Below are 17,942 nucleotides of genomic sequence, written 5' to 3'. Positions count from 1 at the left end.
GGCCCGCCATGCGCCGTTGGGGTACCGAACGCGTCGTTGGCCTGCACGAGCCGCAGGTCAACGAACACCACCTGCAAGCCACGGGCCTGCCGGCAGACAGCCGCTTGCGCCTGCTCAGCTTCAACATTCAGGTTGGCAACAGTACCGAGAAATACCGGCACTACCTCACCCGTGGCTGGCAGCACGTTCTACCGCACAAGGGGCGTACCGGTAACCTGCAGAAGATCGGCGACCTGCTCAGCGACTTCGACCTGGTCGCCTTGCAGGAGGCTGACGGCGGTAGCCTGCGCTCGGGCTACATCAACCAGGTGGAGCATCTTGCCCAGCTCGGCGCGTTTCCGTACTGGTATCAGCAGCTCAACCGCAACCTGGGGCGCCTGGCACAGCACAGTAATGGTGTGCTCAGCCGCTTGAAGCCGACCGCCATCGAGGATCACCCGCTGCCGGGTCCGAAAGGCCGCGGTGCGATCCTCGTGCGTTTCGGTGAAGGTCCTGAAGCCTTGGTGGTGGTGATGATGCACCTGGCACTCGGCGGACGTACCCGCAACCTGCAGCTTGCCTATGTGCGTGACCTGATCGGTAACTACAAGCACCAGGTGTTGATGGGGGACATGAACACCCATGCCAACGACCTGTTGCAGAATTCCCCGCTGCGCGACCTGGGCCTGTTGGCCCCGCAAGTCGAAGCCACATTTCCCAGCTGGCGCCCGCAGCGCTGCCTTGACCACATCCTGCTCAGCCCGAGCCTTACACTGGAAAGTGTGCGAGTGCTGGCGCAGCCCATTTCCGATCACCTGCCCGTCGCGGTAGAGATTCGTCTGCCGGGTTCGCTTACCGCTGATGCATTACCCGCGTTGAGCCCAGGCCCTCGCGGACCTCTTGCATGAGCGACGACGCCCAGCGCTGGAAAGAGAAATACCTCAAGAGCATCGAGCAACAAGACAAGCTCGAACGCCGCTGGGCCGCCCGCCTCGACCTGCTGCGCCGCGGCCTGGTACGCAGCACGCTGGCGGCTGAAGGGACTGACCGCGCTGTTGATCAATGCATGAAAGAAATGCGTGATGTAGTGCGCACGGACGACATGGACGCAGCCCTCGCCGCGCTGTTGCCGCGCCTGGAAAAGGCTGTGCTGGATTCCGAGCAGCGCCGCGAAACCCGGGTTGACCAGATTAGCACCGCACTCACGGCCCTGGTTGCCCAGCTGCAAAAGCTTGCGTTGCCCCGCGAGGTGGCCCGCCCGCTGAAGGCCTTTGCCAAACAGCTCGATAGCCGCGTCGGCCAGGCGCGGGAGATACCGCTGTTGCTCAGTGAGCTAAGCAGCCTGCAAGGGCAGGCGCTGAATAATCTGGAGCCTGAAAGCGAAGCCTCACGCGCGGGTCCTGGGCTGCTGCAGCGCCTGTTTGGCAGTAAGGAGGCATCGAGTGAAGCGCCGCAGGTTGACGCTGCGCCACTGCCCACCGCGCAGGTGGCGCCGTCAAAGCCCGCTGCGCCGCCACCTTCGCCCGAGCCGCAGGAGCCCGTACAGTCCGAAGAGTTGACCCAGGCCTTGCGTGCCTTTGCACCGCAACCACAAACGCCGCTCGCTCCCGCATCGGAACTGGTAGCGCCGGCCCCGGTGGAAGCGGCTCGCGACACCTTCGCATTCGAGGCACCGCCTTCTGCAGCCCCGATTGCTTCACCTGTGCAGGCCCCTGAGCCGCCGATAGAAGAGCCAGCCCCTGAAAGCGCGCTCGCCGCCTTTATTGAAGCGCCGCAGGTTGAAGTCGACGCGCCGGATCAAACCAGCATAGGTAGCCTGTCTCTCCCCCCTGTGCTGGAAGTTCCCGAGCCCGACGAACTGCAGCCCGATGGGATATACGCCCTGCCCGACTCGCCTGAGCCGTCCTACAGCTCGGTGGCCAAGCACATTGAAGATACGTTACTGGGCCTGTTGGAAGACCTGTCCCTGCCTGAACGTCACCGGCCCCAGGCCGAAGCCATGCGCGAGCGGCTTGCCCACGGCTTGAATTGGTACGAGCTGATCCCGATCCTGGATGACCTGGCGGTGCTGATGCTGGCGATCACCGACAGTGGCCAGCATGAGTTCGAGGCTTATCTCAAGCAACTCAACGAGCGCCTTGAGGCATTTCAGGGCCACCTGCAGGTTGCCAGCGAGGGCCACGCCGATAGCAGCCTGGCCGCGCGGGAGCTGGATACGCAGATTCGTGAACAGGTCGACGGGTTGCAAAGCAGCGTGCAGGAAGCCGCCGATCTGAGCAGCCTCAAGCAGGTACTCGAAAGCCATCTCGAAGGCTTGCTCGGGACCATGGACGAGCATCAGCAGCAGCGTGACCAACGTGAGCAGGAAGTGGCGGCGCGCCTCAAAACCCTGGCTGAGCGGGTGGCCAACATGGAGCAGGAAGCCCAGGGCTACCGTGAGCACCTGGAAGTACAGCGCCAGAAGGCCTTGCTCGATCCGCTAACCGGCCTGCCCAACCGGGCAGCGTGGAGCGAACGCCTTGATCACGAGGTCAACGCCTGGCATCAACGCGGCAACAGCCTGTCGCTGGCGATGCTCGACCTGGATCATTTCAAGCGCATCAATGATGGCTACGGTCATCTGGCGGGTGACAAGGTGCTCAAGATCATCGCCAACGTGCTGAGCAAGCGCCTGCGGCCCACCGACTTCATCGCGCGTTTCGGCGGTGAGGAGTTTGTGCTGCTGATGCCCGACTCAGCCTTGGCGGATGCCTTGGCTGTCGCTCAAGTATTGCGCGCGGCCATCGAGGCATGCCCGTTCCACTTCAAGGGCGAGCCGGTGACGATCACGGTGTCCATGGGCGTAGCGCAGTTTCAACCTGGCGAGCGCAGCGACTTGGCCCTCAAGCGAGCCGATGAAGCGCTTTACAGGGCCAAGGCAGCGGGACGCAATCAAGTGCAGGTGGCATAAAAGATGTTCCATTTTGTAATTTGACCGCCGGGCTAATTACGTTACGTTACACTGTTGCATTATCGTCTCTCAGTGTACTGCTCCTGCCATGAAATCCTTGTCTATTGCTTTTGTGTTTCTCCTGCTCGCCGGTTGCGCCAGCGGCCCGCGGCTGAATACCAGCCACCCTTCGGTGAACCACGACAACCGCGTGCAGTTTGTTGTCGTGCATTACACCTCTACCAACCTTGAGCGCTCGCTGGCATTGCTGACCCATGGCCAGGTGAGCAGCCATTACCTGATCGGCGACGACGCCTCAGGCACCATCTACAAGCTGGTGGATGAAAGCCAGCGTGCCTGGCACGCGGGGGAAAGCGAGTGGATGGGGCGCACCTGGCTCAATTCCAGCTCCATCGGCATCGAGATCGTCAACCCTGGGTTCCGTGATACGCCGACAGGGCGTGTGTGGTACCCGTATTCCGAAGCGCAGGTGCAGTCGCTGATCGTGCTGCTCAAGGACATCAGCAAGCGTAACGGTATCGACCCCAAGAACATCATCGGGCATAGCGACATTGCCCCACTGCGCAAGCTGGACCCGGGGCCGCTGTTCCCCTGGAAGCGCTTGGCCGCAGAAGGCTTGGCCGTCTGGCCGGATGCACAGGCCGTGGCCCGATTCCAGGTGCAGTACGGCGCTCAGCTGCCGAGCATCACCTGGTTCCAGGAAGAACTCGCTCGCCTGGGCTATCAGACGCCGCAGACCGGGGAGCTGGATGTGGCCACGCGGCACGTGATCGCCGCCTTCCAGATGCGCTTCCGCCCTTCATTGTTTGATGGCACTCCGGATGCTGAAAGTGCTGCGATCCTGCGGGCCTTGAACCAGCGCTGATTGTGTAGATGTTGGAGCGAGCAAGCTCGCTCCTACAACGGTAATGCCATATAGAACTGCGTACCCTGCCCCGGTCGTGAATACACGCCCATGCGGCCGCCGTGCAACTGCACGATCTCCTTGCACAGGGCCAGCCCCAGGCCCGCGCCGCCTTTCTTGCGACCCACCTGCACAAAGGGTTCGAAGATTCGCCCTTGCTGGCCATAGGCGATACCTTCGCCGTTGTCTTCAACACTGATAATCACCCGTTCGCCATGACGCCGTGCCTGCAGGCGAATCTGCCCGCCTTCGGCGGTGTGGCGCAACGCGTTGCCGAGCAAATTGTCGAGCACGCGCTCCAGTTGCACCTGGTCGGCATACAGTCGCGGCAACTCCGGCTGGGCTTCCACCAGCAACTCAATGTGCTGCGCATTGGCGGGTTCGGTAAATCGCGCCCGTGCGTGTTCCAGCAGGTCGGTCACATCGCAGGCCCCCAGGGTGAGTTTTTGTAGGCCGTTCTGGTAGCGCGAGAAGTTGAGCAAGTCGTTGATCAACTGCATCAGGCGTTGCATTTCTTCGTTGACCGTATCCAGCAGGTCCGCTTCACGGGAGTCTGCCGGGAACTTCGCTCGCTCGCGAAACAGGCCGAAGGCCATATGCATGCCGGTCACCGGCGTGCGCAGCTCATGAGAGGCGCGCAACACGAACTCGCTACGCACTCGTTCGAAGGCGCGCTGTTCGGTAACGTCATGCAGCACCATCACAGCCCCCAGAATATGACCCTGTGTATGGCTCACAGGGGTCAGGCTGTAGGTCAGCAGGCGCAGTTCGCCCTCGACTTCCACTTCCAGATCATCCGGCGCCCGCTCCAGGTTGCCGCCGCGCAGCACCAGTTGCAGTTGTTCATCCATCTCTGCACGACCCAGGGCTTCGCCCAGGCCCTGACCGAGGCGCTCTTCGTCCCAGCCCAGTTGGCGCTGTGCAACCGGGTTGAGGTGCTCCAGGCAGCCCTGCCGATCAATCATCAGCAGGCCGTCATCAATACTGTCGAGCACGGCTTGCAGGCGCTGTTGGCCGGCCAGCAGTTCATCGACATTGGTGGCCTGATGCTGGCGCAATGCTTCGGCCATGATGCCGAAACGGCGGGTCAACTGATTCATTTCCGCTGCGGAGGAGATAGGCAGCGTCACTTCAAAATCGCCCTGTCCGATCTTGTCGGCGGCTTTGGCCAGTGCCTCGATCGGTCCGCCAAAACGCCGCGCGATGCCATGGGCCGTGACAAAGCCAATGATCAACACTGCGAGGCCCACCAACCCGAGCAACCCTGCAATCAATAACGCGCGCTCACGGGACTTGTGCTCGCTGGCGCTGATGTTCTCCAGAGCCTGCTTGTGATCGGCAATCAGTCCGTTGCGCAGTATGTTGAAGGTTTCAGTGATTTTTTCCTTGCTGCCCGGCGGCGGTGTTTCCTGTTGGGATTGGTCGAACGCTTCGAGCAGGTTCTGGTAGTCGGAGCGGGCCTGGCCAAAGCCATGGCTTTTACCGATCGACTGCTCATGGGCGACGCCTTGGTCCAGCAGGTCGAAATAATGCTGCTTGGAGGCCCTCAGGGCCTCAGGGTCGGGTCGTTTCTCCAGCATCATGATCAGCTGGTCGCCCAGGCTCTGACGCAATTTGAGTCCCAGATCCAGGGTGATGAAGTTACTGCGAATCAGCGATTCCTGGGTCTTGGCCATTTGCATGACGCTGACCAGGCCCAGGATCAATCCCAGCAAGGCCACGGTGATCAGCGCTGAAATGCTCAGAAATAACCGAGTGCGCAGTTTCATCGCGAGCTTCATAAGGTCCTGCTCACAGGTTGTACTGTTTGCGTTTGCGGTACAGGGTCGACGCGTCGATGCCGAGGGTGCGGGCTGCTTGATCCAGCGTGTCACTGGTGGCGAGCACGGCGCCGATATGGGCTTTTTCCAGCTCGTCCAGGCTCAACGCCGCGCCGATACGGGGCGCGTTGTTGGTCGGTTGCTCAGCCATCCCCAAATGGCTGATCTCTACCTTCTCCTGAGGGCAGATGATGCTGGCGCGTTCCACTACGTTACGCAGCTCGCGAATGTTGCCGGGCCAGCGATAGTTGAGCAGCGCTTCACGGGCCTGATCACTGAATCCGCGCGCGGGGCGGGCGTATTCCTTGACGAAGCGTGCCAGGAAGCGGTCAGCCAGGGTAAGGATGTCTTCACTGCGTTCGCGCAGCGGCGGCAGGTGCAGGGTGATGACATTGAGGCGGTACAGCAAGTCTTCCCGGAAGCGGCCGTCGCGCACCATGTCTTCCAGGTTCAGGTTGGTGGCGGCGAGGATGCGCACGTCGGCGCGGCGGGTGACTGGGTCGCCCACACGCTCATATTCCTTATCCTGAATGAAGCGCAGCAGCTTTGGTTGCAACGTGAGGGGAAAATCGCCGATCTCGTCGAGAAACAACGTGCCGCCGTCAGCCTGGTTAACGCGTCCCAAGGTGCTTTCACTGGCGCCGGTGAACGCGCCGCGACTATGGCCGAACAGTTCGCTCTCCATCAGCTCGGCGGTCAGTGACGGGCAGTTGATGGTCACGCAAGACTTCTTGGAGCGTTTGCTCCAGCCGTGAATGGCACGGGCCAGCTCACCTTTACCGGTGCCGGACTCGCCAAGGATCAAGATGTTTGCATCGGTCCCGGCCACCTGGCGCGCAGTTTCCAGTACCACCATCATCGAGGGGCTGTGAGAGTCGAGGCCATCCTTGGGCTGGCGCACTGCGCCTTCCAGGGCCTCCAGTCGCGCAGAGAGCTGGCGTACTTCCAGTTGCTTGGCGGTGGCCAGGCGCAATTGGTCCGGACTGCAAGGTTTGACCAGGTAGTCGGCGGCACCGGCCTGGATTGCGTCCACGGCGGTATCCACGGCGGAGTGGGCCGTGACGATCACCACACGCATCCACGGAGCCTGGATACGCATCTGCGCGAGTACATCCAGGCCGTTGTCCTCGCCCAGGCGCAAGTCCAGAAAGCACAGGTCAAACACCTGGCGCTGCATCAGGGCATCGGCCTGGGCGGCGCTGTTGGCGGTGGCAACGGTGTAGCCCTCGTCTTCCAGGCAATAACGGAACGTGCGGAGGATTGCGGATTCGTCATCCACTAAAAGAATGCGGCCTTGAAGCTCCTTGGCTGAATCCATCTGTCCCGCGCTCCTTAACTATTAAATAAGATGGTGTTTAGTCCCGGAATAATCGGGCAAGTTGCATGGTTTATTCTGATTCATAAAAGGCATCTTCGTGTAGGTATCTACACGCCTTCCTACAAAGCGCCGGCTGATAGCCTTTTTGTGCGTTATCGCGACTTCGGCAACTGAGCGTGCGCTTTCGATCCCCTGACCCGACCACTGGCCATCGTGCATTTCGCACGGCATCTAGAGAGGCATCGTGCAGGATGCTGGGTGCAACATCCTTTCATGTCACATAACCTATTGATTTTATTGTGTTTTATTTTGCAATAAAGCTGGCACGCAGTCTGCAATATCCCTCCCAAGAGTGTCATGAACGAATAATCAGAATGCGGGAGAACAGCAGCATGACTCGCCAAAGCCTCAGCCAATTGCGTGTATCGCCGCTGCGTATGCAGCAGGGCCTGTTTGCCAGCCTGGCCTTGATGGTCACGTTGATTGCCGGCCAGCAGATGCAGCACTGGCAGCAGAGTGAGCAGCCAGCCCCGCAATTTGAGCGTCCGGTGATGACCCAGAACCATTTCCGTTCCATTGGCAGCGCCAGCGCTAATGTAACTGCCCCGCAATTGAGCTTGGTCGATCAGGATTCCACCCTGGATGAACTGCCTGCTCAAGAGCGCTGGGTGTTCTAGGTAAGAACAAGTCGCTTGTGTTGAGCGACTGCACGGCACTACCGCTGTTACCCCTATAGAAGCATAAGGAGAATCACCATGTTGAGTTGGGCAATCACATTTCTGATCATCGCCATTGTCGCTGCAGTCCTGGGCTTCGGTGGTATCGCTGGCACCGCCACCGGCATCGCCAAGATCCTGTTTGTCGTCTTCCTGGTGATGTTCATTGCTTCGTTCTTCTTTGGTCGTAAAGGCCGAGGTTGAATATGACCACTCTGCCGTTTAAAGCCTTGGCTGCCGCCCTGCTACTGGGCGGCAGCGGCCTGGCGATGGCCGCCAATGACGGGCAATCCCGGGCGAACGAATTGCTCAATTCGGATCCGCAATACCGTGAAACCTGGCAAGGCGTGGTGAAGAAAGAAGAGCGTCTGCCGGAATGGGTGATGAACCTGTCCGGCACCGCTGAGCAAATGAACGCTGTCGAGGAAGATGGCGACAAGTACTTGGTCGGGCCGCTGTGTGAAACCGCGGATACCTGCCGGAGCAAGCGTTTGATCGTGGCCTTCAGTTTCGATAAGGAAGATGCCTACGCGATGTTGGTGGAAGTCCCAGCCGGTTTGCCGGCCGACAAGTCCCCGACACGGCATGCCGATTACCGTTTCCTCGGTAAGCCGGATGAAGGCATGCAAAAGCTGTTGATGGAACAACTGAAGAAAGATCCGAATTGGTACTAGGTTCCGTCTGAGACGGAGCCAGCGTCCATAGAAAGAAGCCCCTGCGCTTCTTTCTGTTTGCATCACTCGCCAAGGGTGGTGCATGACCAGGGGGCCGGGTTGCTCTGATCGATCAAGATCGGCGTGACCTACGGGCACAGGGAGTGCCTGCGAAAGGGCCGGGTTAGGCGAAAAGCTGCGACGCAAGTTCACAAGTCCTCAAGCTTGCTGAACTTGCGGCGGGCTTATGACTCTCATGCCCGCGCTTGGCTCTCGCTTCATGGCTCTCGCTTTATGCCTCTCATAGTCGCAATTTTGCTTTTTGCCTCTCGCCAACCATTACCGGGTATGTCGACGCGACCATCTATCGAGAAATTTTCAGACGCGCCATAGGACACTTCCGGTGCTAGGTGATGGATTTCTCACGCATTTCTGCCAAACGTTGCAAGTCGTTCAGTATCACTGAGCGAGCCTGATTTGGCCGCCTCACGGCATATTCACCCGCCTGAATGGCGTATTCGAACTGACCGTTTGGACAATTATTTTCAAAAAAAGCCATGCCGATTCGGCATAGGGTAGGCGTTTACGGCATTAGACGTCGCTCCCTTGCATGGGAATAGTTGCGCCTTTTTTCGCCTACCAGTAAGCCATTTCGGCCACGCTGCGGTGACCTTCCATGGAGGCTGATGCACACACTTTTTCGCTTTCGAGCGTTGCAGCTGGCGCATTTGCCATAAGTCCACTTGAAGTAAGGGTAATGACATGAAGAAGGCAAAGCTAAGCCTCGCCTGGCAGATCCTCATCGGTTTGGTACTGGGGATCGCAATCGGTGCAGTGCTCAACCATTTCAGTGCTGAAAAGGCCTGGTGGATCAGCAATGTATTGCAGCCGGCAGGCGATATCTTTATCCGCCTGATCAAGATGATCGTGATCCCGATTGTGATTTCCTCGCTGATCGTCGGCATTGCCGGTGTGGGCGACGCGAAAAAGCTCGGTCGCATCGGCGTCAAAACCATCCTTTACTTCGAAGTGGTCACTACCATCGCCATCGTGGTTGGCCTGCTGCTGGCCAACCTGTTCCACCCGGGCGCCGGCATCGACATGAGTACCCTGGGTACCGTCGACATCTCCAAGTACCAGGCCACCGCCGCCGAGGTGCAGCATGAACATGCGTTCATCGAAACCATCCTCAACCTGATCCCATCGAACATCTTCGCGGCGGTTGCCCGTGGTGAAATGCTGCCGATCATCTTCTTCTCGGTGCTGTTCGGCCTGGGCTTGTCGAGCCTCAAGCCTGAGCTGCGCGAGCCGCTGGTGACGATGTTCCAGGGCGTGTCCGAGAGCATGTTCAAAGTCACTCACATGATCATGAAGTACGCCCCTATCGGCGTGTTTGCCCTGATCGCGGTGACCGTCGCCAACTTCGGCTTTGCCTCCCTGCTGCCGCTGGCCAAGCTGGTGATCCTGGTTTACGTCGCCATTCTGTTCTTCGCCTTCGCGGTACTGGGCCTGATCGCCCGTCTGTTTGGCTTCTCGATCCTGAAAGTGATGCGCATCTTCAAGGATGAGCTGGTACTGGCTTACTCCACCGCCAGTTCCGAAACTGTGCTGCCCCGGGTGATCGAGAAGATGGAAGCCTACGGCGCGCCGAAGGCGATCTGCAGCTTCGTGGTGCCGACCGGTTATTCGTTCAACCTCGACGGTTCGACCCTGTACCAGAGCATCGCGGCAATCTTTATTGCCCAGCTGTATGGCATTGACCTGTCGATCGGCCAGCAACTGATGCTGGTTCTGACCCTGATGGTTACCTCCAAAGGTATCGCCGGCGTGCCGGGTGTGTCCTTTGTAGTGTTGCTGGCTACCCTGGGCAGCGTGGGCATCCCGCTGGAAGGCTTGGCGTTTATCGCCGGTGTCGACCGTGTGATGGACATGGCGCGTACCGCACTGAACGTGATCGGCAATGCCTTGGCCGTATTGGTCATCTCCCGTTGGGAAGGCATGTACGATGACGCCAAGGGCGAGCGCTACTGGAACTCCCTGCCGCACTGGCGCAGCAAGGAAGCGTTGCCAGCCGGCGAGACTACTCGCGGCTGATAGCACGATTGCGCTGACACGAACCCCGGATAATTCCGGGGTTTGTCGTTTCTGTCAGCCCCGCTATCATTCGCCCCATCTTTCGGGGGATTCAACTGATGCTAAATGGCCTGTGGCTTGGCTTCTTTGTCGTGGCAATGGTGTCAGCACTGGCGCAATGGCTGGTGGGCGGTAACGCCGGGATTTTTGCGGCGATGGTCGAAAGCATTTTCGCCATGGCCAAATTGTCGGTGGAAGTCATGGTGCTGCTGTTCGGCACCCTGACCTTGTGGCTGGGCTTTTTGCGCATCGCTGAAAAAGCCGGGATCGTCGATTGGCTGGCCAAGGCGCTCGGCCCGTTGTTTCGAAGGCTGATGCCGGAAGTGCCTGCCGGTCACCCTGCCATCGGCCTGATCACCCTCAACTTCGCCGCCAACGGTTTGGGCCTGGACAACGCCGCCACGCCCATCGGCCTGAAAGCCATGAAGGCCTTGCAGGAACTCAACCCCATCCCCAACACGGCGAGCAACGCGCAGATCCTGTTCCTGGTGCTCAATGCGTCCTCGCTGACCCTGTTGCCGGTGACCATCTTCATGTACCGCGCCCAGCAAGGCGCCGCCGATCCGACGCTGGTGTTCCTGCCGATCCTGCTGGCCACCAGCGCATCGACCCTGGTGGGCCTGCTGTCGGTGGCGGTGATGCAACGCCTGCGGTTGTGGGACCCGGTGGTGCTGGCTTATCTGATTCCTGGCGCGTTGGTGCTGGGCGGCTTCATGGCGCTGCTGGCGACACTCTCGGCCACGGCGCTGGCCGGTTTATCCTCGATCCTGGGCAACCTCACGTTGTTTGGCCTGATTATGCTGTTTCTGGTGATCGGCGCGTTGCGCAAGGTCAAGGTGTACGAGGCCTTCGTCGAAGGGGCCAAGGAAGGCTTCGACGTGGCCAAGAACCTGTTGCCCTACCTTGTAGCGATGCTGTGTGCGGTGGGCGTGTTGCGGGCCTCGGGCGCGTTGGACTTCGGTCTGGAAGGGATTCGCCATGTGGTGGCCTGGACGGGCATGGATACACGGTTTGTCGATGCGCTACCGACTGCGATGGTCAAGCCTTTCTCCGGCAGTGCGGCACGGGCGATGCTGATCGAGACCATGCAGACCCAGGGTGTGGACAGCTTCCCGGCCTTGGTGGCGGCGACAATACAGGGCAGTACTGAGACCACCTTCTATGTGTTGGCGGTGTACTTTGGTTCGGTGGGCATCCAGCGGGCTCGACATGCCGTCGGTTGTGCGTTGCTGGCGGAGTTTGCCGGTGTCGTGGCGGCTATTGCGGTGTGCTACTGGTTCTTCGGTTAAGCCTTAGATTGCTATCGGGGGCAAGCCCCCTCCCACATTTTGAATGCATTCGCAGATCAAGTGTGGGAGGGGGCTTGCCCCCGATGAGGCTGTCAGCGTTTAGAGGAAGCCTTGCCTTGCTGCACCACCCAATCCACCACCTGCTTGTTCAACTGATCCCCCGCCTTTCCAAAGGCTGCCACCACCGCCGGCACCTTGGTATCACCCACCGGCTGCCTTACCTCAAACCGCCGGCTGGCGATAATCCGCTGATCGCTGCCGCGCACCAAACGCGCATCCAGGCGAATCACCACCTCCACCGCGTCACCCCGGTATTCACTTTGAAACGCTTGCAACTGCCCGCCCAACTCATAGTCGGCTTGCAGGTTGGTCTCGTCGGTACTCAGCAGCGTTACCCGTCCATCGCGTTGGAAGCCGTCCAGCAGGCGGTTGCGTAAGAGTACCGGCGCCGGGTCGCTCCAGCGTGAGTTCGCATAGCTGCTGATCAGGTTGCCGTCAGGCACCACGGCAATGCGTGGACTGTCGAGAAACTCGCTGGTCTGGGGTTTGGCTACGCGCAGCGACCAACTCACCGGCGTGCCTTGGGTGGTTGGTTGGGTGGACACCAGGCGGTACACGTCTGACGGGTCAGGCTTGGGCAGGATCGAGCAGGCGCTGAGCAGTGCCAGGGCCACAGCGGCGATCATCAGGTAAGCACGCTTCATGGCGTGAACTCCTTGTTCTTGTCACTGCCCAGCAGGTAACCGCTGGGGTTGGCTTCCAGGCGACGGGAGATGGCGCGCAGCGAACCGAGGGTTTCACGCAGCTCACGCACCGCTGGCGCCAGTTCGTTGAGGCCCTGCATACCGCTGTTCACCGAGTCCTGGTTGTTGGTCAGCAAGCTGTTGATGGTGGCGGTGCTTTGTTCCAGGGATTTCATCGCCTGCTCGGCGCTGCCGAAGGCTTGCTTGCCTTGCTCGTTGAGCAGGCCATTGGCGCTGCGCATCAACACGGTGGTTTGTTCCAGCGCGGCACCCGCCTGTTTGCTCACCTGCATCAATTGCTGCATCACCACCTTGATGTCGCCGCGTTGCTCGGCGATGGCACCGGTGGTTTGTTGCAGGTTATCCAGGGTGTTGCTCAAGCGTTCGACGTTTTCCCGGGAGAACATGTGGTTGGCGTTGTGCAGCAGCAGGTTGACGCTGGTCATCAGGTCGTTGCTGTTATTGAGCAGGCGAGCGATGGGCGATGGCGAGGCGATGATTTCCGGCAGGTTGCCGTTCTTGCCCTTGAGTTCCGGGCTCTGCGGGGTGCCGCCGCTGAGCTGGATGATCGAGGTGCCGGTGATGCCGGTCAGCGCCAGCTTGGCCTGGGTGTCTTCCTTGATCGGCGTCTGCCCGGCCAGGCGGATGCGGGCGAGGACGCGACGCGGGTCTTTGGGGTCCAGGCGCAGGCTGGTGACGTCGCCTACCTTGATCCCGCTGTACTGCACCGCACTGCCTTGGGACAGGCCGCTGACCGCTTCGTTGAAGATCACTTCGTAATCCTGGAAGGCGCTGTCGACGCTGGATTTGGCCAGCCATAGGCCGAAGAGCATAGCGCCGACCACCACAATTACGCTGAACAGTCCGATCATCACATGATGGGCTCGGGTTTCCATGTCATACCTCGTTGAGCGATTGAGCGGCATCCAATGCCGCGCGGCCCCGGGGGCCGTGGAAATATTCGTGAATCCAGGCGTCGTCCGTTTCCGAGACGACATCGATGGCGTCGGCCACCAGCACTTTCTTCTGCGCCAGCACCGCCACGCGGTCGGTGATGGTGTACAGCGTGTCGAGGTCGTGGGTGACCAGGAACACGCTCAAGCCCAACGCATCGCGCAGGGTCAGGATCAGTTGGTCGAACTGCGCTGCGCCAATCGGATCGAGGCCAGCGGTGGGTTCATCGAGAAACAGAATGTCCGGGTCCAGTGCCAGCGCACGGGCCAGGGCCGCGCGCTTGATCATGCCGCCGGACAACGAAGCCGGGTATTTGTCGGCGGCCGACAGGGGTAGCCCGGCCAGGGCCAGCTTGACTGCGGCCAAGTGCTCGGCGTCGGCGCGGCTGAGGCCGGCATGTTCGATCAATGGCAGGGCAACGTTCTCGGTAACGGTCAGCGAGGAAAACAGCGCGCCCTTCTGGAACAGCACGCCAAAGCGCCGCTCCACCAGCGAGCGTTCGTGCTCAGGCAGGCTGGGCAGATTCTTGCCGAACACCCGCACCTCACCTTCGCTGGGCCGACGCAGGCCGACGATGCTGCGCAGCAGCACCGACTTGCCGCTGCCGGAGCCGCCGACCACTGCCAGAATCTCGCCTTTGTATAAATCCAGGTCGAGGTTTTCATGCACGCTCTGGCTACCAAAGCGGTTGCACAAGCCGCGCACTTCAATCACCGCCTCAGTGGGCGCACGGTGTAGACGACTCACCAGCCCATCTCCATGAAGAACATCGCGGCGACCGCATCCAGCACGATCACCACAAAAATCGATTGCACCACGCTGGAGGTGGTGTGCGCGCCGACTGATTCGGCGCTGCCGCTGACCTTGAAGCCTTCCAGGCAACCAATGGCCGCAATCAGGAAAGCGAAGATCGGCGCCTTCACCATGCCCACCAAAAAGTGCTGCACGCCAATGTCCGATTGCAACAGCGAGAGGAACATCGCCGGTGAAATATCCAGGGCCACCGCACACACCACGCCACCGCCGACAATCCCCGAGAGCATCGCCAGGAAAGTCAGCATCGGCAGCGCCACCAGCAGCGCCAGAACCCGCGGCAATACCAGCAGCTCCATCGGGTCCAGGCCCAGGGTGCGGATAGCGTCGATTTCTTCGTTGGCCTTCATTGAGCCGATTTGTGCGGTGAACGCACTGGCGGTACGGCCGGCGATCAGGATCGCGGTGAGCAGCACGCCGAATTCGCGCAGGAAAGAGAACGCCACCAGGTCCACGGTAAAAATCGTTGCGCCAAAACTCTTGAGCACGGTGGCGCCAAGAAACGCCACCACCGCGCCCACCAGAAAGGTCAGGAGGGCCACGATGGGTGCGGCATCGAGACCGGTCTGTTCGATATGGGCGACCATCGGCGTAAGGCGCCAGCGCTTGGGTCGAAACATCCCGCGGACGAAGGTCTCAAGGATCAGGCCAATAAAACCCAGGAGTTTCTTGGCGTCTTGCCAGACGGTGTCCACCGCGCGGCCGATACGGGCCAGCACCTGGATGCCGGCGCTTTCTTCCGGCTCTTTGAGCGGGACGCAAAAATCATTGAGGGAGCGGTAGACCGTCTTGAGCAGCGCCCGGTCGGCGGCCGACAGGCTGCAATCGGTCTGCTCGGCGCAGTGCTGGATGCGGTCGGGGCCCAGCAGCTCGACCAGCAGTGACGCGCCGGCGGTATCCAGCGCACCGAGGCCGTTAAGGTCGATGCGGGCGCTGGCGTCGTATTGGCCGTCGAGTGTGTCCGACAGCTTTTTCAGGTTGGCGTAGTGGGCAAGCGTCCAGTCGCCGGTAATCCGCAGCGAAGGCGGGGTGCTGGACGTATCAAGATGGGCTGCGCCGGCGGTCGTGCGAGTGGTCATAAGCTCCGAGCTTGTTTGGCTATCCACAATGGCTACGTAATAGCACGATCTGACCTACTTTGGGTTGTCCGCTTGTGCTGTGTCGATCACCTTGAAGCGCAAGACGCCGATCACTTGGCCGTCCTCGGTGAGGACCTGCACTTGCCAGCGCCCCGCTGCGTCGCCCGGGAAATTCTGCTTGTGCGTCCAGGCGCGATAGCCCTCCTTGCGCCCACCATGGATATCCAGAGCAATGCGGTCGACTTCCTTGCCGTTGAATTTCCACACATGGTAGATCCGCTCATCCAGCCCGCGTGGGGCGTTGATCGCGGTGTAGGCGTAGAGGCCACCGCTGCGCAACTGGTCGGCGGTGACCTCCTTGAGGTCATCGCCCGGGGTGCGATCCTGCAGTTGGGTGCTGATGGCGACTTCGGTCATCCACAAGGTGGCCGGCGGCACCCAACTGCGCAGGAACCAGCCGGCGCAACCGATCGCCGCCGTGACCCCCAGCAGCATCGCCCAGCCTTTGAGGCTGCGCAGCGGCAGGCTGACCGCCAGGCTCGGGATCGACAGCGCCATGGCCACGCCCAGCGCCAGCTTGTAACTCTGGGCAGTGGTCAGGTGCATGATAATCGGCAGCGCGGTGAGCAATGCGGCAAACAAGGTCAGGGTGTGCAGGGCCAGGAACAGCGAGCGCTTGGGCGCCAGCCACTTGTAGTACAGCGGGTCGATGATCGACACCAGTGCCGCCGCGCCGAGCAGGCCGGTGAACAGCGATTGGCCGCTGTTCCAGGCAGTGGTGACGAAAAAGAAGGGCAGGACAAAGAACAGGCTTTCCTGGTGGATCATCTGCGTGGCATAGCGCAGCAGCGGTTCCGGGATCTCGCGCTTGAAGAGCTTGGCAAACAGTTGGGTGAAGCTGTTTTCCAGCATCAGCCACAACCAACTGACCAGCATGATGACGGCGATCCAGCTGGCCATGCCTTGCTGGCGGTCCACCAGGATGAAGCTGCCCACACCCGAGATAAAACCGCCGAGTGCAATTACCCCTGGGTAGCGCTTAATCAGTTCGAGGATGCGCTGGATTAGATGGGTCAGGTTTGGCATTCGGCGGTTCGCAGTCTTTGTAGGAAAAAATCCCAGACAGAATAACGTCTTAGCGCTGGGCTCGGTGCTTCATTCCATGATCCGTTGGCGATAACGCCGAACGCCAATCAACACTATGGCGATGAGCCCAAGAACGCCCGCACCTATCCAGGTCAGGGCGTCATAGCTCAACAACGGCTTTTCGATGCGCCAGTAGCCCGGTTGCTTGAAGACCTCGCGCATCGCCTGGTTGGTTTGCGAAAGGCTCACTGCCTTGATGCGCTTGACCGGGTCGCTGAAGCGGCCGTCAGCGTAGTCGCCGGCGGCACTCCAGTAATAATCGGCCAACGCACTGTTGCCCTGTACCGCCCAGGCTTGGCGAGCAATGGCAGCCTGCTGCAGGCGAGTGAACACCTTCGGGTCGAGGCCGTCCTTGAGCAGTTGTGCCTTGAGGTCTTGCAAGACCTGCTCGGCTTCAGGGAGATTTTCCCGTTCGAGGTCGGCGTTCAGGCTCAGGAAGCCTACGCCGCCGAGCACTTCGCGTTCGCTCCACGGACCGTAGGACAAACCATGCTTCAGACGCAGCTGTCGATACAGCGCCCAATCGAGATAATCCTTGAGCAGGTCGTAGGTTTCGTCATGCTGGTCGTCCAGCACCGGCTCGGGGAACAGCCAGTGCAGTTTGGCGCCATCGCCGACCCAGCCATGCACCAGGTCGCGCTGGCGGGCGGCGGTGTGCTGGATCTGCGGCAGCGGGCGATGCTCGCTCGGGTCTACCGGGTCGAGCTGGCCGTAGGTGCGTTCCAGGTAGGCTGGCAGCAGCTTGTCCAGATCGCCGACGACGATCAGGGTCATGTTGTTGGGCGCGTACCAGGCTTTGCGCAGTTTCTCCAACTGATCGCGGGTCAGGTGGCCGACCTGCGCGCGTTCGGCGCATTTGAGCCCCAACTCGACGGCTAATTGGTTGCTGGCGCTGTGGCCCAGGTCCTGGCGATCCAGCAAACGTTGCAGGTGCGAATAATGGCCGCCGTCTTCGCGCTCGACCACCTGCTTGGCGGCGTTGATATTGGCATCGGTCAACTGCGTGCGGGTCAGGATTGCCAGCAGCAGGTCCAGCACCTTGCGTTGGTTGTGCGCGGGGGCCTCGATGACGAATGTGGTGTCGGCGTTGCTGGTGTAGGCGTTCCATTCGCCGCCCAACGCTTGCATGCGGTCTTCGAGGTCGCCTTCGCCACCGCCGTCGATGCCGCTGAACAGCAGGTGTTCGAACAGGTGGGGAAGCTCTTTGTCTTCGCAACCGAAATCATCCAGGCCCACGCCGACCACCAGGCGGATGGCCACGTGCCCGCGTTCGGTGCCCGGTTTGAGCAGCAGCTGCAGGCCGTTGGGCAAGGTGTAGCCCTCGACTTGCTGACGGTCGAAGGCAAAGGTGTGTGCCGATCCTAGAAGCAGGCAGGCGAGTAACAGGCGACGCATAACAAGCTTCCTGGCGAGTGAGGTCCATTGTTAACTGACTTCACTGGCCG

The 17,942-nt window shown here is 60.6% G+C and carries 16 protein-coding genes; 8 read left to right on the top strand and 8 right to left on the bottom strand.

All coding sequences use genetic code 11. From position 1 onward, the window contains the following. Positions 1–8 precede the first annotated feature (8 nt). The 3 genes from E4P01_RS02255 to E4P01_RS02245 all read left to right on the top strand — a co-directional run bounded on the left by E4P01_RS02255 (position 9) and on the right by E4P01_RS02245 (position 3,794). Positions 9–887, top strand: coding sequence for an endonuclease/exonuclease/phosphatase family protein (locus tag E4P01_RS02255; RefSeq protein ID WP_005783460.1), 879 nt, complete (start codon positions 9–11; stop codon positions 885–887). Then, positions 884–2,929 (top strand): GGDEF domain-containing protein, encoded by a 2,046-nt coding sequence (locus E4P01_RS02250; protein WP_032878547.1) that lies wholly within the window; start codon positions 884–886, stop codon positions 2,927–2,929. Before E4P01_RS02255 ends, E4P01_RS02250 begins: the two co-directional genes overlap by 4 nt. A gap of 88 nt (positions 2,930–3,017) precedes the next feature. Next, positions 3,018–3,794, top strand: coding sequence for an N-acetylmuramoyl-L-alanine amidase (locus E4P01_RS02245; protein WP_078822724.1), 777 nt, complete (start codon positions 3,018–3,020; stop codon positions 3,792–3,794). A 32-nt stretch (positions 3,795–3,826) separates the two neighbouring features. On the opposite strand, the gene E4P01_RS02240 is transcribed toward E4P01_RS02245, so the two are convergent. Together E4P01_RS02240 and algB are read right to left on the bottom strand one after the other, a co-directional pair. Continuing rightward, positions 3,827–5,614 carry an ATP-binding protein gene (locus E4P01_RS02240; protein WP_078822725.1) on the bottom strand — a complete coding sequence of 596 codons (1,788 nt, stop codon included), beginning with the start codon at positions 5,612–5,614 and terminating at the stop codon, positions 3,827–3,829. Positions 5,615–5,624: 10 nt separating this feature from the next. Then, positions 5,625–6,971: a sigma-54-dependent response regulator transcription factor AlgB gene (gene algB / locus E4P01_RS02235; RefSeq protein WP_032878543.1), complete on the bottom strand. Its 1,347-nt coding sequence runs from the start codon at positions 6,969–6,971 to the stop codon at positions 5,625–5,627. Positions 6,972–7,363: 392 nt separating this feature from the next. On the opposite strand from algB, the gene E4P01_RS02230 reads away from it, so the two are divergent. The 5 genes from E4P01_RS02230 to E4P01_RS02210 all read left to right on the top strand — a co-directional run bounded on the left by E4P01_RS02230 (position 7,364) and on the right by E4P01_RS02210 (position 11,762). Then, complete coding sequence (locus tag E4P01_RS02230) at positions 7,364–7,648, top strand: hypothetical protein (RefSeq protein ID WP_032881167.1); 285 nt, start codon at positions 7,364–7,366, stop codon at positions 7,646–7,648. A gap of 78 nt (positions 7,649–7,726) precedes the next feature. Next, positions 7,727–7,891, top strand: coding sequence for a DUF1328 domain-containing protein (locus E4P01_RS02225; RefSeq protein WP_003187386.1), 165 nt, complete (start codon positions 7,727–7,729; stop codon positions 7,889–7,891). Positions 7,892–7,893: 2 nt separating this feature from the next. Beyond that, the gene (locus E4P01_RS02220; RefSeq protein ID WP_216090526.1) at positions 7,894–8,361 is read left to right on the top strand and encodes an inhibitor of vertebrate lysozyme family protein; all 468 of its coding nucleotides are present in this window, start codon (positions 7,894–7,896) and stop codon (positions 8,359–8,361) included. A gap of 741 nt (positions 8,362–9,102) precedes the next feature. Next, entirely contained in the window at positions 9,103–10,434 is a 1,332-nt protein-coding gene (gene gltP, locus E4P01_RS02215; RefSeq protein ID WP_005783475.1) for a glutamate/aspartate:proton symporter GltP, read from the top strand. Positions 10,435–10,532: 98 nt separating this feature from the next. Next, on the top strand, positions 10,533–11,762 hold the full coding sequence (locus E4P01_RS02210; protein WP_005783476.1) for a spore maturation protein: 1,230 nt from the start codon (positions 10,533–10,535) through the stop codon (positions 11,760–11,762). Between the two features lie 92 nt (positions 11,763–11,854). Here the strand turns inward: E4P01_RS02210 and E4P01_RS02205 are convergent, their stop codons facing one another. The 6 genes from E4P01_RS02205 to E4P01_RS02180 form a co-directional block, all read right to left on the bottom strand. After that, a complete protein-coding gene (locus tag E4P01_RS02205; protein ID WP_216090527.1) occupies positions 11,855–12,466 on the bottom strand; it encodes an ABC-type transport auxiliary lipoprotein family protein in 612 nt (203 codons plus the stop codon). Continuing rightward, positions 12,463–13,401 (bottom strand): MlaD family protein, encoded by a 939-nt coding sequence (locus tag E4P01_RS02200; RefSeq protein WP_005783479.1) that lies wholly within the window; start codon positions 13,399–13,401, stop codon positions 12,463–12,465. Before E4P01_RS02200 ends, E4P01_RS02205 begins: the two co-directional genes overlap by 4 nt. Position 13,402: 1 nt before the next feature. Continuing rightward, complete coding sequence (locus E4P01_RS02195; RefSeq protein ID WP_014716351.1) at positions 13,403–14,206, bottom strand: ATP-binding cassette domain-containing protein; 804 nt, start codon at positions 14,204–14,206, stop codon at positions 13,403–13,405. After that, complete coding sequence (locus E4P01_RS02190; RefSeq protein WP_216090528.1) at positions 14,203–15,351, bottom strand: ABC transporter permease; 1,149 nt, start codon at positions 15,349–15,351, stop codon at positions 14,203–14,205. The genes E4P01_RS02195 and E4P01_RS02190 overlap by 4 nt, the downstream gene beginning before the upstream one ends. Before the next feature lie 54 nt (positions 15,352–15,405). After that, complete coding sequence (locus tag E4P01_RS02185; RefSeq protein ID WP_005783485.1) at positions 15,406–16,437, bottom strand: DUF5924 family protein; 1,032 nt, start codon at positions 16,435–16,437, stop codon at positions 15,406–15,408. A gap of 69 nt (positions 16,438–16,506) precedes the next feature. Continuing rightward, entirely contained in the window at positions 16,507–17,892 is a 1,386-nt protein-coding gene (locus E4P01_RS02180) for a pitrilysin family protein (protein WP_078822730.1), read from the bottom strand. Positions 17,893–17,942: the final 50 nt, after the last annotated feature.

The sequence above is a fragment of the Pseudomonas sp. NCIMB 10586 genome (genome assembly GCF_023127895.1).
Classification (GTDB): domain Bacteria; phylum Pseudomonadota; class Gammaproteobacteria; order Pseudomonadales; family Pseudomonadaceae; genus Aquipseudomonas; species Aquipseudomonas synxantha_A.
The sequence above is the reverse complement of the archived record's forward strand: the minus strand, read 5'-3'. Positions and strand labels throughout refer to the sequence as shown.

Excerpts from the sequence above, each read along its gene's own strand:
- E4P01_RS02255 (WP_005783460.1), top strand. The coding sequence starts at position 9 with ATGCGCCGTTGGGGTACCGAACGCGTCGTTGGCCTGCACGAGCCGCAG.
- E4P01_RS02250 (WP_032878547.1), top strand. The coding sequence starts at position 884 with ATGAGCGACGACGCCCAGCGCTGGAAAGAGAAATACCTCAAGAGCATC.
- E4P01_RS02245 (WP_078822724.1), top strand. The coding sequence starts at position 3,018 with ATGAAATCCTTGTCTATTGCTTTTGTGTTTCTCCTGCTCGCCGGTTGC.
- E4P01_RS02240 (WP_078822725.1), bottom strand. The coding sequence starts at position 5,614 with ATGAAGCTCGCGATGAAACTGCGCACTCGGTTATTTCTGAGCATTTCA.
- algB (WP_032878543.1), bottom strand. The coding sequence starts at position 6,971 with ATGGATTCAGCCAAGGAGCTTCAAGGCCGCATTCTTTTAGTGGATGAC.
- E4P01_RS02230 (WP_032881167.1), top strand. The coding sequence starts at position 7,364 with ATGACTCGCCAAAGCCTCAGCCAATTGCGTGTATCGCCGCTGCGTATG.
- E4P01_RS02225 (WP_003187386.1), top strand. The coding sequence starts at position 7,727 with ATGTTGAGTTGGGCAATCACATTTCTGATCATCGCCATTGTCGCTGCA.
- E4P01_RS02220 (WP_216090526.1), top strand. The coding sequence starts at position 7,894 with ATGACCACTCTGCCGTTTAAAGCCTTGGCTGCCGCCCTGCTACTGGGC.
- gltP (WP_005783475.1), top strand. The coding sequence starts at position 9,103 with ATGAAGAAGGCAAAGCTAAGCCTCGCCTGGCAGATCCTCATCGGTTTG.
- E4P01_RS02210 (WP_005783476.1), top strand. The coding sequence starts at position 10,533 with ATGCTAAATGGCCTGTGGCTTGGCTTCTTTGTCGTGGCAATGGTGTCA.
- E4P01_RS02205 (WP_216090527.1), bottom strand. The coding sequence starts at position 12,466 with ATGAAGCGTGCTTACCTGATGATCGCCGCTGTGGCCCTGGCACTGCTC.
- E4P01_RS02200 (WP_005783479.1), bottom strand. The coding sequence starts at position 13,401 with ATGGAAACCCGAGCCCATCATGTGATGATCGGACTGTTCAGCGTAATT.
- E4P01_RS02190 (WP_216090528.1), bottom strand. The coding sequence starts at position 15,351 with ATGACCACTCGCACGACCGCCGGCGCAGCCCATCTTGATACGTCCAGC.
- E4P01_RS02185 (WP_005783485.1), bottom strand. The coding sequence starts at position 16,437 with ATGCCAAACCTGACCCATCTAATCCAGCGCATCCTCGAACTGATTAAG.
- E4P01_RS02180 (WP_078822730.1), bottom strand. The coding sequence starts at position 17,892 with ATGCGTCGCCTGTTACTCGCCTGCCTGCTTCTAGGATCGGCACACACC.